The sequence below is a fragment of the Psychrobacter sp. Arc9 genome (assembly GCF_041431295.1).
In the GTDB taxonomy this organism is placed as follows: Bacteria; Pseudomonadota; Gammaproteobacteria; order Pseudomonadales; family Moraxellaceae; genus Psychrobacter.
Genome location: NZ_JASMRK010000002.1, coordinates 179576 through 199455 on the forward strand (window position 1 = coordinate 179576; position 19880 = coordinate 199455).

The following is a 19880-nucleotide window of genomic DNA, read 5'->3' on the forward strand; positions in this document are numbered from 1 at the left end:
ATATAACGCTTATTCTCTCAAAGACTACTAAACACTTTCACGATCTTTAATGCTCTGCTGCCACGCGGCTGAGCGTCTAGTACGATCGGCAACTTGTCCAACCAACTGACCACAAGCAGCATCGATATCATCACCACGTGTTTGACGAATCGTACAAACAAAACCTGCCTCGCTCAATATATTACTAAACGCATGAATACGGTTGTTGCTCGACTTATCATATGGCGCGTGTGGGAACGGATTGAACGGGATAAGATTGATCTTACTTGGTAGACCGTCTAATAGTGCGACCAACTGATGCGCATGTTCATTGCTATCATTGACCCCATCGAGCATCACATACTCAATGGTGACGTGCTTTTTGTGACGTGGATTAACATCATAGACGTAGTTTTTTGCCGCGGCAATCAGCTCATCTAGCGGGTACTTTTTATTGATTGGTACCAGCTCATTACGCAACTCATCGTTTGGCGCATGCAATGAGATTGCTAATGCCACATCGATGTCTTGGGCAAGTTGATACATTTTGGGAACGACACCTGATGTTGATAAAGTCACACGGCGCTTTGATAACCCATAAGCATGATCGCTGAGCATCAATTCCATTGAGCCAACCACTGGCTTGTAGTTCAATAGCGGCTCACCCATGCCCATCATCACCACGTTGGTGACGTTATTTTCCCATAGGCTATGATCAACGTTTTCTAAGCTTTCATTTTCATCTGTCATATATGACGCATTAGCGACCCATAACTGACCGATAATTTCAGCCGCACTTAAGTCACGCTCAAACCCTTGCTTGCCTGTACTACAGAAGCTACAGTCCAATGCACAGCCTACTTGAGAAGACACGCATAATGTCTTGCGGCCATTTAACTTGCTATCATCTGCAGGGATAAGCACCGTCTCAACCAACGAGCCGCCAGTGACTTCAAACACCCACTTACGCGTACCATCATCACTGTATTGACGATGAATCACTTTGGGCGGTACCACACAAGCATTAAGCGACAATTTATCTCGTAATGACTTACTCAAATTGGTCATTTGCTCAAAATCTGTTACGCCATGCTGATAAATCCACTTAATCACCTGAGTAGATCGAAATGGCTTTTCGCCAATACTCTTGAAGTAATCAGCCAGTTGCGCTTGCGTCATACCCAATAGATTGGTTTTGGCATGTGCCTCATCTACCAGCTTAATGCTATCAGTAATCTTAGCAGGTACGTGCTGAGTAGGTGCTTGAACAGTTGACATAATAGGTAACCTTTTTGCAGAAGCTTAGATAAGCGGTGCAATTATTTATATGGGCTTTGCCATACATACATGGGTGCATGAGCAATCCGCTATGAGCGCAGTTCTTCGAATTAACAAAAACATGCTGATAAGGGATTGATAACGCTAAGTAAAATCAATAATGAGGCAAGTCATTAAGAATTTCAATGAATAATATAATTACAGAACTCTAAAGCAGATACAAGGCTGCAGATTGTACAAATAGTACATCTGATGAGGGTAATACCGTCGCAGTTTAGTAGTTCTTTGATTATAGGATTATTACAATAGCTAAAACGGCCTATACCCATAAGATATAAGCCGTCTCGCAAACCAATTATAAACAATCAATGTTGTAAATAATTCGTATATAGTCAATCAAGTATAAAACTCATACAGGTAAGATCAGTCTAAATCGTAGCTGTCTTATTATAGCAGTTACCTCAAACAAATCGAACGCCGTAAAAGCTTATAGCTGGCTTACTATATTAGCGTGTACGTGCACAAACTTCATCATCGCTGAAGAAGTAGCTGATTTCACGTGCTGCTGATTCAGCTGAATCTGAACCATGTACTGCGTTTTCGTCGATGCTGCTAGCGAAGTCTGCACGGATAGTGCCTTCAGCAGCTTCTTTTGGGTTTGTTGCACCCATGATTTCACGATGCTGAGCGATAGCGTTTTCGCCTTCTAGTACTGATACCAATACTGGACCTGACATCATGAAAGATTTTAGGTCGTTGTAAAATGGACGCTCAGCGTGCTCAGCGTAAAAACCGCCTGCTTTTTCATCATCAAGTTGTAGCATTTTAGCTGCAACGATTTTTAGACCAGCTTGTTCGAAACGGCTATAGATAGCGCCGATGTGGTTGCCAGCAACTGCGTCAGGTTTGATGATAGATAAAGTACGTTCGTTAGCCATGAGAAGCTCCTAATAAATGATAAGTTCAATAAAATATGAAAAAAATAATGCGTTTTTTTAGCTTTAGCCACAATGTTGACTTGGACTGTTTTACACAACTCATGGTATATCAGTGTATAACCATAAGCGCCAACATCGGATTGCTGCCTATTATAATGATTAAGGCCATAAATGATAGGGTTAATTTATGACCATACCTTGCATAAAAGTAAATTTATTGTGCATTAGTCGTTGATAATGCTGTAAGTTCTAACAAAAGCAAAAACCCCAACGCTCAGCATCGGGGTTTTTTATTAATACTCAAAACTATTTAATCAAGTTTGTAGTACAAATTAAGCGTCGTACGGATCGCGCAATACGATAGTCTCTTCGCGATCAGGGCCAGTTGAGATAATATCAACTGGGCAACCGATCAATGCTTCGATACGTTTGATGTATTTTTTAGCGTTTTCTGGAAGCTCATCATAGTTCGTAATGCCAACGGTAGACTCGCTCCAGCCTTGCATGGTTTCGTACTTAGGCGTGACTGACTCATAGAACTCAGCATCATGCGCGCCTGCACACTCAGTCTCAGGTAGGTTGTAACCTACACCGATTAGCAATTCTTCAAGACCATCTAGTACGTCAAGCTTGGTCAAGCAAATACCTGACATAGAGTTAAGTACTACTGCACGGCGTAATGCTTCAGCATCGAACCAACCACAACGACGTGCACGGCCAGTCGTCGCACCAAATTCATGACCGACTTTGGCTAAGTGAGCACCAACATCATCGAACAATTCAGTTGGGAATGGACCACTACCAACGCGCGTAGTGTATGCTTTGGTGATACCAAGTACATAGTCTAAATACAATGGACCGATACCTGTACCCGTTGATACACCGCCAGCAGTTACACTTGAGCTAGTTACAAACGGATAAGTACCATGATCGATATCAAGTAGCGTACCTTGAGCACCTTCAAACATTAGGTTTTTGCCAGCTAGACGTAATTGATTTAGGTCTTCAGTTACATCAGTAACCATACCTTTAATCTCTTCTTTCCACTCTTTACAAAGCTTAAGTGTCTCATCAAAATCAATCGCTTCAACTTTATAGTACTCAGTCAGTTGGAAGTTGTGATATTCGATTAGGTTACGTAGTTTTTCTTCTAGATCTTCACGGAACAAATCAGCAAGTTTAATCGCACGGCGTGCTACTTTATCTTCGTATGCAGGGCCGATACCGCGACCTGTTGTACCGATTTTACCAGATCCACGCTTGGCTTCGCGAGCTTGGTCAAGTGCTACATGATAAGGCATGATAAGTGGGCAATTAGGAGAGATACGTAGACGCTCACGTACTGGTACGTTGTTGTCTTCTAGCTCTTTCATTTCCTTTAGTAGTGCGTCAGGTGCTAACACCACGCCATTACCGATAAAGCAAGTGACGCCTTCACGCAAGATACCTGATGGAATCAAATGCAAGACAGTGGTTTTGCCATCGACAACCAACGTGTGACCAGCATTATGACCGCCTTGGAAGCGGGCTACTGCTGAGGCTTTTTCGGTAAGTAAATCAACGATTTTACCCTTACCTTCGTCGCCCCATTGGCTACCCAAAACTACAACATTCTTACCCATGATCAATCCTTACCTTTATGTATTGAGGTGTGTGCAATAAAAGCTGAAAATTAAAATGATTTTCTTAGCTACATCTTTTTATCTCAGTGATTTATGAAATAGAAACACTGAGATATCTAACAAATAATTTTACGTTCTCGTAATCTGTACTGAATACTTTTGGCTGCGTGCGCCATTCAATCGCCTACTATTAGACAGTTAAACAGTCTGTAGCTGCCATTGACTGTCGTCGGACATGCTCAAACGATGCGTAATATCACTTGGACTGTCCTGTGCATCTAATGGCATAGTGACGCGATAGCCTTGCTGACGTAGACTCTCTACTTGTTGCAGTAGCGTCTGCATCTCATCTGTATTGGCATTAGACAAAGCGGCAAAATCAACCAAGACAACGGTTGGCGCATCTAACTGTGTATGAGCCAGCAATCGGCTGACATCCATACTAAAGCCCGTGGCCGCGCGTAACGCTTGCGTCTGACTTTGCATACCATCAAAACGACCACCACGTACTAGTGGCTGCGTTTCACTATTGATATAACCATTGAAGACGATGCCAGTGTGATAGTGATAACCTGATAGCTCAGTCACATCAATACTGACTGGACACTGCCATTGGTCTTGTAGATAGTTTTTCAAACGCTGTAGCTCATCAATTGCCGTTGCGATTTGGCTGTCTTGCTGCGCCGCATCTGATAATTTGGCTAATAGGTTTGCGATATCGTGACCAAAGCGTGCCAACACATAAAAATCATCACCCATTGGCAAAGCGCGACAAACACGCTTGAGCTCTGGTAAGTTTTTATTGGCATATAAGTACATCAATTGTTCAGTATCACTGTCTGACAATTCAGCCAATTCAGCCAAACGTTTGAATATCGCTACGTGACCCAAATCGATATGGAGCGCTGCACTCATATTGAGTTTATTCACCATCGTAAATAGCACATCTATCAGCTCAATATCTGCCGCTAGTGACGCACAGCCAAATATCTCAGCACCTAACTGCAGCGGTGTACGTGAGCCAAACAGACCTGATGGCAAGGTATGAATCACATCGCCCACATAGCAATAACGCGCAATACCCGTACCGCCATGATGCGCATCTATACGCAAAATCTGCGGGGTAATGTCAGCGCGTACGCCCATTAAGCGACCAGTCAACTGATCGATAATCTTAAAGGTTTGGCGTTTTAGATCTTCTGATGCATCACTTAGCAAAGACTCAGTAAACTCGATCATCGGTGGACAAACCAGCTGATAACCATGAGTAATAAGCTGCTCGATTAACTGATGTCTAAGCACTTCTTGCTTATGCGCATCTTCAAACAGGACATCAACCACCCCATCAGGCAATAGCCAACTATTGGCAACATCACTGCCAAAGTTACTCAAATATGGCATACGATTGGGTGCAGCACTGTTTTCGGCAGGCTGAGACACTGTTTCATTGGTAGAGTTTGGCTGGTCAGGTTTTGCAGAATCAGAACTAACAGACACAATAAATCCTTGTTTGGCGTATCGCTTACCAAAAACGCGGTACTGATGCGGTACTTAAAGGGTGATTTGCCGGGTATTGACGCTGTGTGTGTTTATTTTTAACGCGCAACATCATTGACCCAATTATTTATAAACAAACCAGGTAACCGCAAAAGGGTGAATAATAAGTATAATTTAGAATGATAAGACGAGTATCTTTATGCGCTAAAAAATTGCGACAAATAATCAAGGCACTTTATGCTTTAGTTTAGCATAGCACTCAAGGTTCGCCTAGTGACAATTAGCCACAATCACTATCTAATTACAGTTCAATTGCCGCTTATGAGCTTAGCAGATGTAACAGTCATCATTGATATATTTGGCTCAATATTGGGCGAATAGCCAAGAGGTTTATTTTTTGTTAACCATAAGATAATGAGCGTGATTACGGCAGCGTCTTCGGCACAGACTCATGATACACTAACACATATTTTTATCTCGGAAGCCTTATGTCATCTGATTACCACCCAAACCCTGCCATCAACCAAACCAATGTCTTAGGCACCGCACTTGCCAGCTGTTGTTTCGATCCCATTACTGGCTATTATCGCAATGGTTTTTGTCATACTGGCAACCATGATGTCGGTCAACATACCGTCTGCGCCAAGATGACCAGCGAATTTTTAAACTTCTCTGCCAGTCGCGGTAACGACCTAATTACCCCACTACCTGAATACAACTTTCCTGGTCTCAAACCTGGTGACTACTGGTGCATCTGCGCGCTACGTTGGGTTGAAGCATTGGACTTCGATATTGCACCGCAAATCAAGTTAGAAGCGTGTCACGAGAGCCTATTGGCATTGGTAGATATCGATACGCTAAAAAGCTATGCCCTATAGATAGTATTGGCACACGATAAAACCTTAGCAGCGTTCACAGTATATTTGGATTATTGAAGTTTTTTATTATATGACAGGAAAGTATATGGAAAATGATAATAATCAATTGATTAAAAAAACGGCTCATATTGCCCCTGATTCCAATATGAATCATATCTATGCCAATATGAATGACAAGCATCTCTATTTGGACGATGATGATAGCTATATTTATGGTGATGTGGACGCCACTACTGAAGATACTATTGAGACCATGACGGTCTACGATCCTGACTCTGAACGCTATGAAGATATTGATTCATCAAGTGCAGGTGAAGTGGTCAATTGCTACGCTTACTCACGTAAAACAGGTGAGAACCTTAATAGAGTGGCGCTCAATGATGTAAGTCGTACTCTAGGGAACAACGGTCAATTTATTTGGCTTGGGCTATATGATCCAAGCTTAGAAACCATGGTTAAAGTAAAAGAAGCCTTTGACCTGCATGAGCTAGCAATTGAAGATGCCTTTGCTGATCATCAACGTGCCAAGGTCGAAAACTACGATAATGACATGGTCTTTGTGGTGCTACGTACGGCTAAGCTAGAAGACAATGTCATTCGTTATGGTACTACTGCGATATTTATGGGTAAAAACTACCTCATTACAATTCGCAATGGCCCGTCAAACTCTTATGCACCTGTCCGTGAGCACTGCCATCGTCGCCCTGAAAAGTTACGCATGGGCCCTATCTTTGTACTGCATGCTATCCTCGATTTTATCGTTGATAACTATATGCCGATTACCGATCGATTGGGCCGTTACTTGCGCGAGCAAGAACGCTACGTATTTACTTCTGAGTTTGATAAAGGTACGCTAAAAAACCTCTACGAGCTTAAATCGCAACTGGTACATATGCGTGCCATTATTTTACCTGTGCAAGACATCTGTAGCTTTTTTATCAATCATAAAAAAAGTGAGATTGTCTCTGGATTTTCTCAAGCCGCTAAGCCGTATTTTCGCGATGTCAACGATCACCTCTTACACTCCCTAGATGCTATTAATGGTCTTAATGAAATGCTGAGCGTGGTGATGAATACCTATATGGCGATGGTCAATATGGGTCAGAATGAAGTCGTGCGTAAGCTCGCGGCATGGGCAGGTATTCTAGCAGTACCAACAGCTATCGCTGGCATCTATGGCATGAACTTTGATTTTATGCCTGAGCTACATTGGAAATACTCTTACCTTGTCATTATGGCCATTATTATCGCCTTATGTAGCTATCTGTACTATAACTTCAAAAGACTGAAATGGTTGTAATGCCAAACGATAGGCATAAAAAAAGAGCAACCACTGGTCGCTCTTTTTTTTGTATTGCTATCTAATTATTCACGGCGATGCTTAGTATGGCTATCAGGCGCTTGAGCATTATCAGGCAATAGTGCTTTAACCGTTAGGTTTGCATGCTGCTTATCAAGATTATCTTCTGGGCGACCAAACGTTTTTGCTGTCCAAGTCAGGATTACAATAGAGCCGCTCAATAACATGATGGCCACGGAAATTGTCGCTAGCAGCCATAAATGGAAATAGTCTGAAACTGCCTGTACATCAACCACCAAATGTCGTGACAATGCTGTTATGGCAATAAATATCAAAAACTGTACTGGCAGTCGGTGGGTTTTAAAGTAGATACCTATCATAGCCAGTAGCTCAAGGTAAATAAATAACATCAATATGTCTTTTAGATCCGCTGAACCCTTTTGGACAATATAAATAAACTCTTTACCTGCAGTCCAAACGACAACCACACTGATTAGAAATAAAATAACGTAATGACAGACATCGACAAACTCTCTACCAATACTTTGTAGTCGCTCATGGACACCTACATTTTTTTTAGCCATGTTTAGGTCCTATCAACTGAAATGTGGTTGATTTAGCCTGAGTTTACGTTACCTCAGGCCCCTTATATATCGGCAATCAGTATTCGTATGACTATCTTTTTAGCCGTTATTCAAACCCGCTGACTTTTCAGCAGCATCGACCGTTTGGCGAATAAGCGTGTTAATAGTCATTGGGCCAACGCCGCCTGGCACTGGCGTATAAGCGCTGGCAATGTTTTCCATGCCTTTCATTTCGATATCACCAACACCGCCATCATCTGTCGGATGGAACCCTGCATCAACAACAACCGCTCCTGCTTTGATCCACTCCGCTTTAATAAGCTCAGGTACGCCTACTGCACCAACTACGATATCTGCACGCTTAATATGCGCCGCCAAATCTTGAGTTCTTGAATGACAGATCGTCACTGTACAGTTGGCATTCAATAGCATCATCGCCATTGGCTTACCTAGGATAGCGCTACGCCCTACGACTACTGCTTCTTTACCTGATAGCTCGATATTATGATGCTCTAACAAATGCATGATGCCCTGCGGTGTACATGAGCCATAAGCTGACTGCTGCATCGCCATACGACCAAAACCAAGACAAGTCACACCATCGACGTCTTTTGCTAAGTCAATCTGCTCAAAACAAGCACGCTCATCAATATGCTCAGGAACAGGATGCTGTAGCAAAATGCCGTGTACATCTGGATTGCTATTTAACTCATCTATTTTTGCCATGAGCTGCTCAGTGGTCGTGGCACTCGGCATCTCAACGCGTATAGAGTCCATGCCAACACGCTTACAGGCGTTGCCTTTCATACGAACATAAGTGGCAGAGGCTGGATCGTCACCAACCAATATCGTCGCTAAGCTTGGGGTGCGGCCAGTCTTTTCCTTAATCGTATCTACGCGCGTGCGCAGATCCTGTTCTATTTGTTTGGCAAGTGCTTTGCCGTCCAAAACGGTAGCGGATTCTTGGGCAGTAGACATAGTAACTCCAATAGAGGGTACGATATAAAAAAATAAAGACAGCGCGCGCAAATACTTTGCATGCCTGTCCTTTGGTTCGTCAATCTTTGACTAAGAGTAATATTGTACCTGTGTACGCTACAAAATCCTAGCGTAAGATAAAGCCTGCGCACTGATAAATTTTCATAATAAGTCAATTAAACAGTATTGCTTATATATAGGCAAATGTACCTTATGCTTTCAATAAAAATAGCGTCGACTGAGGGATGCATTTTTAAAAATAATCATTAATTATCGTCTTATTCGTCCATCGAACCAAACACACTATCGATCGCCTGTATTGTCAGTTCAATTTCAGCCGCCGTAAGCGTAGGATGCACCAAAAACATGAGACTACTCTCTCCTAGCTGCTTTGCCATTGGCAATCTAATACTTGGACGCAACCCAGTATTATCAAAGGCCTTCTCCAAATAGACCTCTGACGCAGATCCAGAGAAGCAAGGCACACCTTGATTGTTAATTACTTCAATAATGCGGTCACGTGTCCAGCCATCAGGTAGATTATCGGACTGCACATAGACATATAATTTATAGTAAGCATGGTTCGTATTGGAGAACTGCGCTAAATGTTCTAGTCTTGGCACACAAAGGTAGCCTTTGGACTCCCATTTACTACATGCCTTTAGTATGGCTTGCGCATTAGCAGTCCGTTTGGCTGTCCACTCACTCATTTTCTCCAGTTGAATACGCCCCAAAACGCCTTGCATCTCAGTCATACGCCAATTGGTGCCAAAGCTTTCATGTAGCCAGTTGTAGCCAGGTGATTGTTCCGTTTCATAGACTGCCGCATAGCTCTTACCATGATCCTTATACGCCCACATTTTTCGCCATAGCAGTTCGCTATCGGTGGTGACCATACCGCCCTCACCTCCTGTGGTCATAATTTTATCCTGGCAAAAACTCCATGCCCCAACATGACCAATACTGCCCACGCTTCGCCCTTTATATCGTGCACCATGAGCTTGTGCGCAATCTTCAATGACATATAGGTCATGCTCATCTGCCAGTGCCATAATACTGTCCATATCGCATGGCCAGCCAGCTAGATGGACGCATACGATACCTCTGGTTTTATCACTCAGTACAGCTGTGATGGTCTCAGCGGTGATATTACCAGTTGCTTCATCGACATCTGCAAAGATGGGGATCGCACCTGCATTAACGATTGACGAGATACTAGCAATAAAGGTACGCGGTGTGACAATGACCTCATCACCGGCACCTATATCGAGTGCTTGTAACGCGACATCCAACGCCAAAGTGCCATTACCCAACGCTATTGCGTATTTACTACCTGTCCAATCAGCAAACTCTCGCTCAAACTGACGACATTCTTCGCCTGTCCAATAATTGACTTTATTGGACAACAGCACTCGACTGACAGCGTCGGCTTCTTGTTGCGTAAATTTTGGCCAAGGTGAAAAAGGGGTATTTAGCATATGTTCCTCTATGGTACTTATGTCTAATGTTGTGTCACGCTCTACGATAAACTGCTCACTATGTTATTAACCTTGTTATCTATCATGACTTTCTTGATGCCTAATATCTTTTGATTAACTGTATTGCTATTAGCAAAGAGTACTTTTAAAGCATTTCTTCATTAATACTATTGCCCATGAATTTACTCATAGTTGCTTCACCCTCAGCACTGATACCATCTTTAACAATAACTTTTTTTACTGTTTTAAATAGAATCTTGATATCTAACCACAGCGACTGATTGTCCACATACCATGTATCAAGTGCAAACCTCTCATCCCACCCAATAGCATTGCGACCATTAACTTGAGCATAACCTGTAATACCTGGGCGGACATTGTGTCGGCGCGCTTGCTCATCATTATATAAGGGCAGATATTCCATTAATAATGGTCGCGGGCCCACTAGACTCATATCACCTTTTATGACATTCCAAAGCTCTGGCAACTCATCAAGGCTAGTGTTACGCAGCGCTTTACCAAACGATGTCAATCGCGCGCCATCTTCTAAAGGATTGCCATCTGCATCTATATCATCCTTCATGGAACGAAACTTTATCATCTCAAATGGCTTGCCATACAGACCTGGACGAATCTGACGAAATAGAACAGGCGCGCCAAGATTTTTACTCACCTTGTAGGCAGTTGCAGCATAGACAGGAGATAGCACTACTAACGCTGTCGTTGCACCTACAATGTCAAATAGTCGTTTTATCATCCGTTAGGCCTTATTTGTATGGTGTAGATAAAAATCCAAATAACTCTGCCATAGTTCTTTTTGTTCGAAGTTCTGAATCGCCCAAGCTCTTGCTTTAGGATACTTATCTTTAAAATTGATATCAGTGATTGCTTGTTTGATGGCTTTTGTCACGGACACAGTGTCTTTTAACTGGAACTTTTGACCGCTGATATCTTGTTTTACACTATCTTTTACACCCACCACATCATAGGCAAACGTCGGCACACCGCAACTAGCCGCTTCGATAGCAACATTCCCAAAACCCTCTCGGTAGCTTAAAAATAGATGCAAATCAGCACATTGAATTACTTCTTCTACTTTTGGGTTAGCTGGTATATATACGCCCTTACCTTCTTTTACTATTCTATCAACGACCGCCTTTCCGATGTCATCTTCGAAGTCTCCGATGAACATAAAGTGAATATTTTCTGATTTAAAGCTTTCAGATATCTCACCAATATCTTTTAGGCCTTTATCTTCACAAATTCTACCGACAACACAAATTACAAAAGCGTCTACAGGCACTCTATACTGTCGTCTTAATTTTTGTTTTGCCATTTGCTCTACCGGTCTGAGTACATCAATATCAATACCGTTAAATGAACCATTATCGATGACACGCGCCTTATTTTCTTTAAGAAGATTTTCTGATAAGCACACATTTACTAAGGAATCAGAAACGAATAGAACCTCATGAGAAAGACCAAAGCTAAGTTGATCAAGACCCTGAAAAGCGCGTTTCTTTAGGCCTGAAAAGTTCTCATAGGCTCGTCCCACACTAAAGGCAACTCTTCTCTTTTGCATAGTGAGTGTGCTGGCTATGCTTCCTAACAATAAAGCCTTTGGTGTTAAATAAACCACAATATCAAATCGCCTAATGAACAGGTAACGAGTCAATAGCACTAACGACTTGGTATCTTGTAGTACAGAAGGCTTGCGCTGAAAATTTAAATCAACCACTTCTCCTAGATTACGAGCTCGTAAAATATCTAACTGTTCCCTACTACCGCCACAGATTAATGTAATCTCAAAGTTTGAAGAGTCTCTAATATATTCAAGCTGATTGCGATACAACACATTAAAAGAAACGGCGTCCGTCATAATAAAGCATATTTTTGGTTTCATTTAAGCACCTCATTATTACTTCATTGATAAATTTATTCAGCAACCAAACCATTAACAACCGCTTGATGGTTTTCTTGTAGCTGCTCGGACATCGTTATTTTGTTTCTCTTATTGGCTATCTTTTGCAAGAGCCCTAGCGAGTCTAATAACCTTACCGCGCCTACTTTTACTTCTAACTTAGCACTGTCGACGATATTGGTTTTTTTATATTCACTATATGTCGTAAGACTATCTTTGTAAGATCGAACGATTTTTGCTAATGACAGATTGCCCTCTTCTCTATAGTAATAGAGCAAGTCTGGGAGCACGGCTAAGCGCAAATCCTGTTTGGATATGGCTCTACACCACAGGTCATAATCTTCAGACCTTGGATAATTCTCATTGTATCTATTACGCTCATACCAACTTTTTTTTGCCAAAATAGACGCATGGACAATGGGATATGCAGTCTCCACACTCTCAAATCCTGCATATAAACGGTCTACATGACGACAACCATACACCTTGTTTTGAGCATCAATAGATACTACGCCAGTCGATACCAAGTCATAACTGGGATTATTCTCCAGAAAGCTTATTTGAATAGTCAATCTATCTGGGTGAATAAGGTCATCAGCATCCATACGGGCAATGTAATCATATTTTGATTCATCAATAAGCTGGTTCAGACGAGCAGGCAGTTTCTTGTTGGAACCATCAGAGATCACTCTTATTCTGCTATCAATCTTCTCAAACTGTTTGGCTATTGCTAGCGAGTTGTCTGTAGAACCATCATCTATCAAGATAAGCTCCCACCGCTCATGTGTCTGCGCCCATATCGACTTTATGGCTGTTGCCAAATAAGCTTCAGCGTTATAGATAGGAATGCCAATTGAGATATAAGCGTGACTTTTCATCAGAACACCTCAAACATAGGATTGATAATATAAGGACTCAGATCGCTAAACTTTGATGTCGTCAATATGAAATACATTAGGAAGATAAACACACTAATGATATAGACATAAATGTTATTTATCTTTTTCAAAGCCACAGGCAGTAACAAAACCAAAGTCCATGTAAAATACGAAATGATTCTTTGCGGGCCTGAAGCGCTAGTACCCAACAGCGCTAGCGGTATAACAAAAACCACGCCTGATGCATAAAACATCAATAGCTGTTGAAAGCTTTTGTCTTTAATTTTATATACATAGCTCGCAATAATGATGAGAAGCATGAGCACTGTGTAAAACCCAAGTGTCAAAAACCCGCCCGACTCTTCAGATACTTTTGCATAGTCTTCATATCGATCATTAGTAGATGAAATATAAGATACGAGTAACCTACTAACGAATAACGACCCAAAAAACGTCGCAAGTATTTTATAAGCTGGCTTCACTCTCAAATTTACAATGAAATAAAATGGAATGATAAATAAAGCCGTGATATGAAAAAACGATGCAATGGCACATATTAATAGATAAGGAAAAAGCCGTTTCTCTAGCAGATAAGGAATGGCCAAAGTAAACAAAGCCATTGCGATTCCTTGACGCAATCCATTGAATGAAAAGGTATAGACGCCTAGCGTAATAAACAGAAATACAGAGAGCCAATAGTTCACACTGTATCTTCTGATGACTTTCAAATAACAATAGACGATAACGAAACTGGTGATAATCAGTAGCCAAAAATAGTTATTTGTCACATGCAGTAACGAATACTCAAATAGCTGGTAGCCGTACTCAACATCTTCATTAAATCTAAAGGATTCATGACTCAATTTATTATTAAAATTTCTGGTATAGCTCCCTGTATCTGTACCGACCCAATAACTACGACCGCCTGCGAACAGCGCTAAAGTAATTAAAGGCAGCCAAAAAGACGTACGATTGAGAGATTTTTTCTCCAGTACTATCCAGAAAACAACAAGGCTAAGGACCAACAGATAAGGAAGCATTTAACCCTCTATAAAGTAGCTGAATATTAAGTAAAAGCCTTATCGCATATTCAAATACATTTGCGTTAACTTCTGCGAATTGGTTGCGGCGCTAAAACCATGTACATTTAGCGCATTCATTATTTCTGCTTCATTGGATATTGGAGGCTGAAAACTCAGCAAACTATCCACCCAAACATTGGCTGACTGTATAGGCAAAAAACATACAAGTCCAAGTCCTAAATCTACTTCAGGTGATACTTGATCAGAAACTAATGCCATAAGTCCTACTGTCTGGCTTTCTACTAAGACCACTGGGAAACCTTCATGCAGGGATGGCATAATCATATAGTCAGCGCTGGCCATTAACTCAGTAATATCAGTACGCATACCCAAAAACTTAATATTACCCCCTAAGGTTTGCTCTTTCACTTGTCGTCTTAATTTATCTTCCAATGGACCTTGTCCAACGATATATAAGGTAAAGTCGATCTGACGTTTTTTCAGCTGCTCAGCGATTTCTAAAGAAAACTGATGGTTTTTAACCTCATTGAGACGACCAACTTGGATGATTTTTAACCCTTCATCTCCAAGTCTTTTAGCACCAAACTCCTGATTGATATAATGCCGTGATTGGTTAGCGACTGATATCATCTTCTGTATATCAACAGCATTGGGCAGTAGCCACACATCTTTTGTAGTACCAAATAGGTAGTTTGCAGCATGATCACCGCAGCTGATTCTCTTAGTAGCCAATGTACGATTGGTAATTAATGCCCATTGTTCATATATTTTTTTAATAATATTGGTTTTACCATTACTGGTGCTATGAGAGTGAGAAATGCGATGCGGCACGCCAGCACCTTTAGCAGCCAACAGATGAAAGGCATTGTTTAATAGCATATGAGCATGAACGATTTGATAATCAGGCTGCTGTTTAAGGAATTTGTTAAGTTTGAGCATGCGCGTTAATGAATGACCAGCTAAAATCGGTATAACCCTACCGCCCAACGCTGTTATCTCAGCATCATAGTCGCCGATCTCGTTGGTAAAAGTGACAAAATCAAACTGAATCTGGCTATGATCTATATGACGATATAAATTCATAAGCATGGTCTCTGCCCCAGCACGATCCATTTTTCCCACTATGTGCAGCACTCTTCGGATAGTCATATCATTTACCTTTTAAGAAACATAAAGCCAACTTTGCTTCTCATAACTATTTCCAATTTGCTTCCTTTTAGTTTTGCTTCTTTCTCTAGTGCTTGACGAAGCACCTGCATTATAGGCAGCGCAATTTGGCTTGGCATACGTACTATATTGCTGATCAATATATTCCTTAACGTCCACTTATTCTGATAACCTTTTAGTCGTAGCGCTTTATCTGCTTTTTTAGCTTGTACTAATGCCTTTACTAAATACTCATTGTCTATACGGGTGAGAATGCTCCAATGACTCTGTCTGATTTTATTGGCAAGTATCTTTTTAACGTCATCCGCTTGATAGTCTTCTACTAGACTCATGACTTTTGAATGAATAATAAATAGGTCTAATAGCTTTTTATCTGTTGAACCCGTAATCGACGTGCCTCGCTGTCTATACAGGTAAAAATTAATAGGCAACTGATATCTAACCTTAGTAGATAAGCCAAGATGCCAATGGAAAGGCCAATCCTCATAATACAAACCCACTGGAAAATTTAGAGAAGCCGTTTGCACGACACTAGATTTAATAAATTTTAGCCACGCAAAATGCGGTAGGCTGAAATACGAATCTTCTATCTTGGTTGTCTCGGATACCAAGCTAGCAGCTGGATACGGTAGTTCATTCTCTGCTGCTCCCTCTCTAAACGGTGCAAAACCATATGTCACTACTTCTGCATTCGTAGTAAGAGCACAATCTACACAAGCTGCTACTAAGCGAGTATCTACAATGTCATCGGAATCCACAAACATCATATAATCGCCTACTGCAGATTTAATACCAGTATTGCGAGCAGCAGAAAGACCACTGTTTTTATTATGTTGAATGACTCTGATACGCTTATCTGTGAGATGTAAGGCAAGCGCTTGTTTTGAATTATCAGTAGAGCAATCTTCAACGACAATAATTTCAATATTCTTATAGGTTTGCTGCTTGATAGATTCTAAGCACGCGTCGATATATAGTGCGACGTTATATACTGGCACGATAATGCTCACTAATGGCTCTGCTATGCTAGTCATATAATCACCACCGATTTTTCTAAATCATGGTATTCATTGATATGAACGGTTGACTCAGTCATGGTGCCATGAGACAGGTATAGCAGTTTGTCGATATGTTTTGAAATCTCAGCAACCTCATCTAATTCTAAAAACACAAGTCTTGGATGGTTACGTAACCAGTCTAACTGCGTTTGCCTTATCTTATGATTGGAGTTCGGCAATACCAAGCAAGGTGTACCCGATAGTAAACATAAAATCATGCCATGTAGGCGGTCAGTCACGACCAATTTTGCAGCACGAAACTGGCTAAGCTTGTCAGTCAATAATTTTTTGCAATGTGCTTCGTCCAATTGAGAGCCGCCAGCATGAGTATCTGTCTTTTCAATATGATAGCCAGTATCTGCTAAGGCTTTGTCTATCATTGCATACTGCTCACCTGATAGCGCAGCTTCCTTGTCATCTCGTAAGCATCGCAGAATAGTTGAAGACTCTACGTCATTTGTCGTCCCAAGTACTGCTGCGTTTGCACTCATAACGATATCTGGCACAAGACCAACATGGACATTGCTATACTCAGCAAAAAGCTTGATAAGTTTGGCCGCTGTCATCGACTCTCTAGCGAAAATGTGTATATCTGGATGCTTGGCGTAGACCTTTACGATACGATGCAATGCTCGCTTAGACTTAGCAGAATCACTCCAATCCAAGGTTTGAGGAAAACAAACAATGCGATTCGCAGGAAACGTATTGATAACTAATTGGCGCAGCTCTTCAATATCAGGATACGAGCTACCCATATTGCCTCCCCCAATAATAGTGACAATATCCCTCTGTTGTATTTGTTGTTTAATCGAATTAAGCACCAATCTGGTTTGACTAATAGGAACACTGACAACTTCATAATCAGTCATCACATGTTGCAAATATTGCTTTTGAGCATAAGAGATAGCAATATCACCAATATTGCCGTAGTCAGCTGCCAGAAAAATGAAGCATCGATTACTACTAGGTAAAGGCAAATCTCGCGCGCCCATATAAGTAACTAAGTGTTTTTTTAGTCTAAGTGGTATGAGCTTTTTTATGGCGGTAGTATTCATTTTTGACACTCCCTTATTTATTTCTCATTAATATTTTTTTTACCCACATGCGACGTTTTGACCCAAAAGGAAATAACCTACTCAATTTTGGAGATGATTTACGTTTGAGTACTTTTTCAATATACGGAAGCCATTCAAGACCCCTGCCCGTTTCAATCATCTCTTGACGAATTAGAGACCAGTCTATGCGTACAGCGTCACTTTTCAGAACCATGAACCTGAAAAGTGACGACTCTATCGGGGTGTCAAAACAAGCAGGGTTATCAACACCTGCAAGTAAGAGATTCAGTCGAGTTCGTACACATTTTTCACAGTAACCGCAGTTTCCATCATGCCTATTACCAGCCCAGCAAACACGTAAATTTCGTATGCCTATAGACCAATTTGAAAGAATGATTAACTTCTCAGATCGACGAAACCCTGCACCATCATGAATAATTCTAAAATTGCCACAGCTCAATAATGGATCTGTTATGGGATGTGATCCCCATGGAGTAAGTAATACATCATAAGAATCGCCACTACCGATGAGTCCAATTCCTGCATATCGTTTCAATCCACATAGAACGGAGGCAATGGCAGCCGCGTGATATTCTTCCCAATCGATAGACCACAATACTCGAACATTCGTCTTAACCGGCAGTAGATCAACATTAATATCAGAAAGTACTTTGGTTGCTATCTCTACAGCACTATCAAAACCTTCTGTATCATCTAAAGGTATATCAAAACCATGCACGAAAACTCCTGCCTTAATATCTCGCGTGGCATATCCTGCTCTGCCTGTCGCATGACGATAAGCGGTAAATTGTGCATCCACACCACCAGAAAATGCAGCAATCGCACCTTCTACTTGTACGTCGCGCGCTCTAATACGATCAACTTGTATATCAATCAAAAAATAACGCTCTGGTAACCATTTATTCCAGACATACTGTAGTTCTGTCAGATTGGCTAATAGCTCGTGGGACACACTGCCATGGACACGAATAGCCGCACGCAGTTGCATCGCAGGCAACAATGTGGCTAACAAGTAAGAGTCGCAATCATCGGCTTCTGGCATTGGTAGATTGATAGGATATGCAAACCACAACTCTTGCTCAGTGACACTTTCACCCATGGTTGTTTGTTTCAGCAAACAAGAACGAGTCTGTCCATTTTTGTCACTTTTTAAAGCCTGAGGAAACAAATCAATATTAAACATGTCTTTTTACCTTCGCTTTAGACCAAGACAGTTGTAAAAAAGCCAATGTCATCACATACCAACGTCGTGAAAAACATGAAATCAAAATACGAATGCCGCGTGCTGGGTGCAGTTGATGGTAATGTGGCAAACAGCTCTGGTAAACGAAAGACTGACGTATCTTCATCAACTCTGCATGGCGTTTTCTCATCTGAATATGAGCCAAATTATTGAGTAAATATGGCAGCATATGCTCGATATAACTACGTGCGAAATCTGATAGCAATATTTGTCTCTCTGTAGCACCGATAGACCAGTCATGTATCCTGACTCTGGCGTTGTAGTCTGCTTCTATAGACTCGATCAGCCCTGGCTTATATTGCAAACTCGTCATCGAAGTAACATTTTCATAGTAGTTATAGGGACAGTCGAGTACGACAGATAAATGACTAGCTCTGTTTAAGCATTCAATATTGAAAATACCGTCTTCACCAAGTTTTATGTCACAATCAAACCGTATATCGCCTATTAATTTTCTGTTATAAACTTTAGTACATGCATACCAATATATATTTCTATTTTCTGTCACTCTCAGTTGCAATGCTTGAATTTCCTGCTGTGAATATTCTGCTGTAATGTTACGGCGCTCGAGCACATCGCCATTTAGCATGATGCGCTTATGACCAAACGCCAACATCTCAATATCCCGATTAACCGTTTGTGCAATGATAAAGTCAAAATACCAATCATCGATAGTGTCGTCCGCATCTATAAAAACGATGTAGTCGCCGATTGCGGTATCAAGCCCAGTATTACGAGCATCTGCCAGGCCTCCATTTTTTTGATATTTCACCGTAACCCATGCCCTATCACTTTCCCACTTGTGCAATAACCTAGCAGTGTCATCATTAGAACCATCGTCAATAACGATCAACTCAATCTCATGGTTCTTTTTCGCAATGTCAATACTACTAATACAACGATCAATAGTGACAGCGGCATTAAATGCGGCAATAATAACTGAAATCATAGTGAGCCTCTTG

18 protein-coding genes are annotated in these 19880 nt (G+C 41.3%); 2 read left to right on the forward strand and 16 right to left on the reverse strand.

What is annotated here, in order from left to right; translation table 11 throughout:
* Positions 1-27 precede the first annotated feature (27 nt).
* The 4 genes from rlmN to QO187_RS02025 form a co-directional block, all read right to left on the reverse strand.
* The gene (rlmN, locus tag QO187_RS02010) at positions 28-1257 is read right to left on the reverse strand and encodes a 23S rRNA (adenine(2503)-C(2))-methyltransferase RlmN (protein WP_371546867.1); all 1230 of its coding nucleotides are present in this window, start codon (positions 1255-1257) and stop codon (positions 28-30) included.
* A gap of 506 nt (positions 1258-1763) precedes the next feature.
* On the reverse strand, positions 1764-2195 hold the full coding sequence (gene ndk / locus QO187_RS02015; RefSeq protein ID WP_057759031.1) for a nucleoside-diphosphate kinase: 432 nt from the start codon (positions 2193-2195) through the stop codon (positions 1764-1766).
* A 332-nt stretch (positions 2196-2527) separates the two neighbouring features.
* Positions 2528-3817 carry an adenylosuccinate synthase gene (locus QO187_RS02020; RefSeq protein ID WP_057759029.1) on the reverse strand — a complete coding sequence of 430 codons (1290 nt, stop codon included), beginning with the start codon at positions 3815-3817 and terminating at the stop codon, positions 2528-2530.
* 198 nt (positions 3818-4015) lie between these two features.
* The gene (locus QO187_RS02025; protein ID WP_371546870.1) at positions 4016-5314 is read right to left on the reverse strand and encodes an ATP phosphoribosyltransferase regulatory subunit; all 1299 of its coding nucleotides are present in this window, start codon (positions 5312-5314) and stop codon (positions 4016-4018) included.
* A gap of 488 nt (positions 5315-5802) precedes the next feature.
* On the opposite strand from QO187_RS02025, the gene QO187_RS02030 reads away from it, so the two are divergent.
* Together QO187_RS02030 and corA are read left to right on the forward strand one after the other, a co-directional pair.
* The gene (locus tag QO187_RS02030; RefSeq protein WP_057759025.1) at positions 5803-6192 is read left to right on the forward strand and encodes a DUF2237 family protein; all 390 of its coding nucleotides are present in this window, start codon (positions 5803-5805) and stop codon (positions 6190-6192) included.
* A 145-nt stretch (positions 6193-6337) separates the two neighbouring features.
* Positions 6338-7492, forward strand: a complete 1155-nt coding sequence (gene corA, locus QO187_RS02035) for a magnesium/cobalt transporter CorA (protein WP_371546973.1) — start codon at positions 6338-6340, stop codon at positions 7490-7492.
* 65 nt (positions 7493-7557) lie between these two features.
* Here corA and QO187_RS02040 read toward each other — a convergent pair whose 3' ends face one another.
* The 12 genes from QO187_RS02040 to QO187_RS02095 form a co-directional block, all read right to left on the reverse strand.
* Positions 7558-8076 (reverse strand): phosphate-starvation-inducible protein PsiE, encoded by a 519-nt coding sequence (locus QO187_RS02040; RefSeq protein WP_057759021.1) that lies wholly within the window; start codon positions 8074-8076, stop codon positions 7558-7560.
* 99 nt (positions 8077-8175) lie between these two features.
* Positions 8176-9054 carry a bifunctional methylenetetrahydrofolate dehydrogenase/methenyltetrahydrofolate cyclohydrolase FolD gene (folD, locus tag QO187_RS02045; RefSeq protein ID WP_371546873.1) on the reverse strand — a complete coding sequence of 293 codons (879 nt, stop codon included), beginning with the start codon at positions 9052-9054 and terminating at the stop codon, positions 8176-8178.
* 278 nt (positions 9055-9332) lie between these two features.
* On the reverse strand, positions 9333-10532 hold the full coding sequence (locus tag QO187_RS02050) for a DegT/DnrJ/EryC1/StrS family aminotransferase (protein ID WP_371546876.1): 1200 nt from the start codon (positions 10530-10532) through the stop codon (positions 9333-9335).
* Positions 10533-10677: 145 nt separating this feature from the next.
* Positions 10678-11289: a sugar transferase gene (locus QO187_RS02055; protein WP_371546878.1), complete on the reverse strand. Its 612-nt coding sequence runs from the start codon at positions 11287-11289 to the stop codon at positions 10678-10680.
* A gap of 3 nt (positions 11290-11292) precedes the next feature.
* Positions 11293-12435: a glycosyltransferase gene (locus tag QO187_RS02060; protein WP_290176444.1), complete on the reverse strand. Its 1143-nt coding sequence runs from the start codon at positions 12433-12435 to the stop codon at positions 11293-11295.
* 32 nt (positions 12436-12467) lie between these two features.
* The gene (locus tag QO187_RS02065; RefSeq protein ID WP_290176443.1) at positions 12468-13331 is read right to left on the reverse strand and encodes a glycosyltransferase family 2 protein; all 864 of its coding nucleotides are present in this window, start codon (positions 13329-13331) and stop codon (positions 12468-12470) included.
* The gene (locus tag QO187_RS02070) at positions 13331-14371 is read right to left on the reverse strand and encodes an EpsG family protein (protein ID WP_371546881.1); all 1041 of its coding nucleotides are present in this window, start codon (positions 14369-14371) and stop codon (positions 13331-13333) included. Before QO187_RS02070 ends, QO187_RS02065 begins: the two co-directional genes overlap by 1 nt.
* Before the next feature lie 39 nt (positions 14372-14410).
* On the reverse strand, positions 14411-15523 hold the full coding sequence (locus QO187_RS02075; protein WP_371546883.1) for a glycosyltransferase: 1113 nt from the start codon (positions 15521-15523) through the stop codon (positions 14411-14413).
* Positions 15524-15528: 5 nt separating this feature from the next.
* Entirely contained in the window at positions 15529-16575 is a 1047-nt protein-coding gene (locus tag QO187_RS02080) for a glycosyltransferase family 2 protein (RefSeq protein ID WP_201555913.1), read from the reverse strand.
* Positions 16572-17654 carry a polysaccharide pyruvyl transferase family protein gene (locus tag QO187_RS02085; RefSeq protein ID WP_201555914.1) on the reverse strand — a complete coding sequence of 361 codons (1083 nt, stop codon included), beginning with the start codon at positions 17652-17654 and terminating at the stop codon, positions 16572-16574. The genes QO187_RS02080 and QO187_RS02085 overlap by 4 nt, the downstream gene beginning before the upstream one ends.
* A gap of 13 nt (positions 17655-17667) precedes the next feature.
* Positions 17668-18858, reverse strand: coding sequence for a hypothetical protein (locus tag QO187_RS02090; protein ID WP_101206228.1), 1191 nt, complete (start codon positions 18856-18858; stop codon positions 17668-17670).
* Positions 18851-19867: a glycosyltransferase family 2 protein gene (locus QO187_RS02095; RefSeq protein ID WP_371546886.1), complete on the reverse strand. Its 1017-nt coding sequence runs from the start codon at positions 19865-19867 to the stop codon at positions 18851-18853. Before QO187_RS02095 ends, QO187_RS02090 begins: the two co-directional genes overlap by 8 nt.
* Positions 19868-19880 lie beyond the last annotated feature (13 nt).

Bases quoted from the DNA above. Each gene is read 5' to 3' on its own strand.
- rlmN (WP_371546867.1), bottom strand. From the start codon at position 1,257: ATGTCAACTGTTCAAGCACCTACTCAGCACGTACCTGCTAAGATTACT.
- ndk (WP_057759031.1), bottom strand. From the start codon at position 2,195: ATGGCTAACGAACGTACTTTATCTATCATCAAACCTGACGCAGTTGCT.
- QO187_RS02020 (WP_057759029.1), bottom strand. From the start codon at position 3,817: ATGGGTAAGAATGTTGTAGTTTTGGGTAGCCAATGGGGCGACGAAGGT.
- QO187_RS02030 (WP_057759025.1), top strand. From the start codon at position 5,803: ATGTCATCTGATTACCACCCAAACCCTGCCATCAACCAAACCAATGTC.
- corA (WP_371546973.1), top strand. From the start codon at position 6,338: ATGAATCATATCTATGCCAATATGAATGACAAGCATCTCTATTTGGAC.
- QO187_RS02040 (WP_057759021.1), bottom strand. From the start codon at position 8,076: ATGGCTAAAAAAAATGTAGGTGTCCATGAGCGACTACAAAGTATTGGT.
- folD (WP_371546873.1), bottom strand. From the start codon at position 9,054: ATGTCTACTGCCCAAGAATCCGCTACCGTTTTGGACGGCAAAGCACTT.
- QO187_RS02050 (WP_371546876.1), bottom strand. From the start codon at position 10,532: ATGCTAAATACCCCTTTTTCACCTTGGCCAAAATTTACGCAACAAGAA.
- QO187_RS02055 (WP_371546878.1), bottom strand. From the start codon at position 11,289: ATGATAAAACGACTATTTGACATTGTAGGTGCAACGACAGCGTTAGTA.
- QO187_RS02060 (WP_290176444.1), bottom strand. From the start codon at position 12,435: ATGAAACCAAAAATATGCTTTATTATGACGGACGCCGTTTCTTTTAAT.
- QO187_RS02065 (WP_290176443.1), bottom strand. From the start codon at position 13,331: ATGAAAAGTCACGCTTATATCTCAATTGGCATTCCTATCTATAACGCT.
- QO187_RS02070 (WP_371546881.1), bottom strand. From the start codon at position 14,371: ATGCTTCCTTATCTGTTGGTCCTTAGCCTTGTTGTTTTCTGGATAGTA.
- QO187_RS02075 (WP_371546883.1), bottom strand. From the start codon at position 15,523: ATGACTATCCGAAGAGTGCTGCACATAGTGGGAAAAATGGATCGTGCT.
- QO187_RS02080 (WP_201555913.1), bottom strand. From the start codon at position 16,575: ATGACTAGCATAGCAGAGCCATTAGTGAGCATTATCGTGCCAGTATAT.
- QO187_RS02085 (WP_201555914.1), bottom strand. From the start codon at position 17,654: ATGAATACTACCGCCATAAAAAAGCTCATACCACTTAGACTAAAAAAA.
- QO187_RS02090 (WP_101206228.1), bottom strand. From the start codon at position 18,858: ATGTTTAATATTGATTTGTTTCCTCAGGCTTTAAAAAGTGACAAAAAT.
- QO187_RS02095 (WP_371546886.1), bottom strand. From the start codon at position 19,867: ATGATTTCAGTTATTATTGCCGCATTTAATGCCGCTGTCACTATTGAT.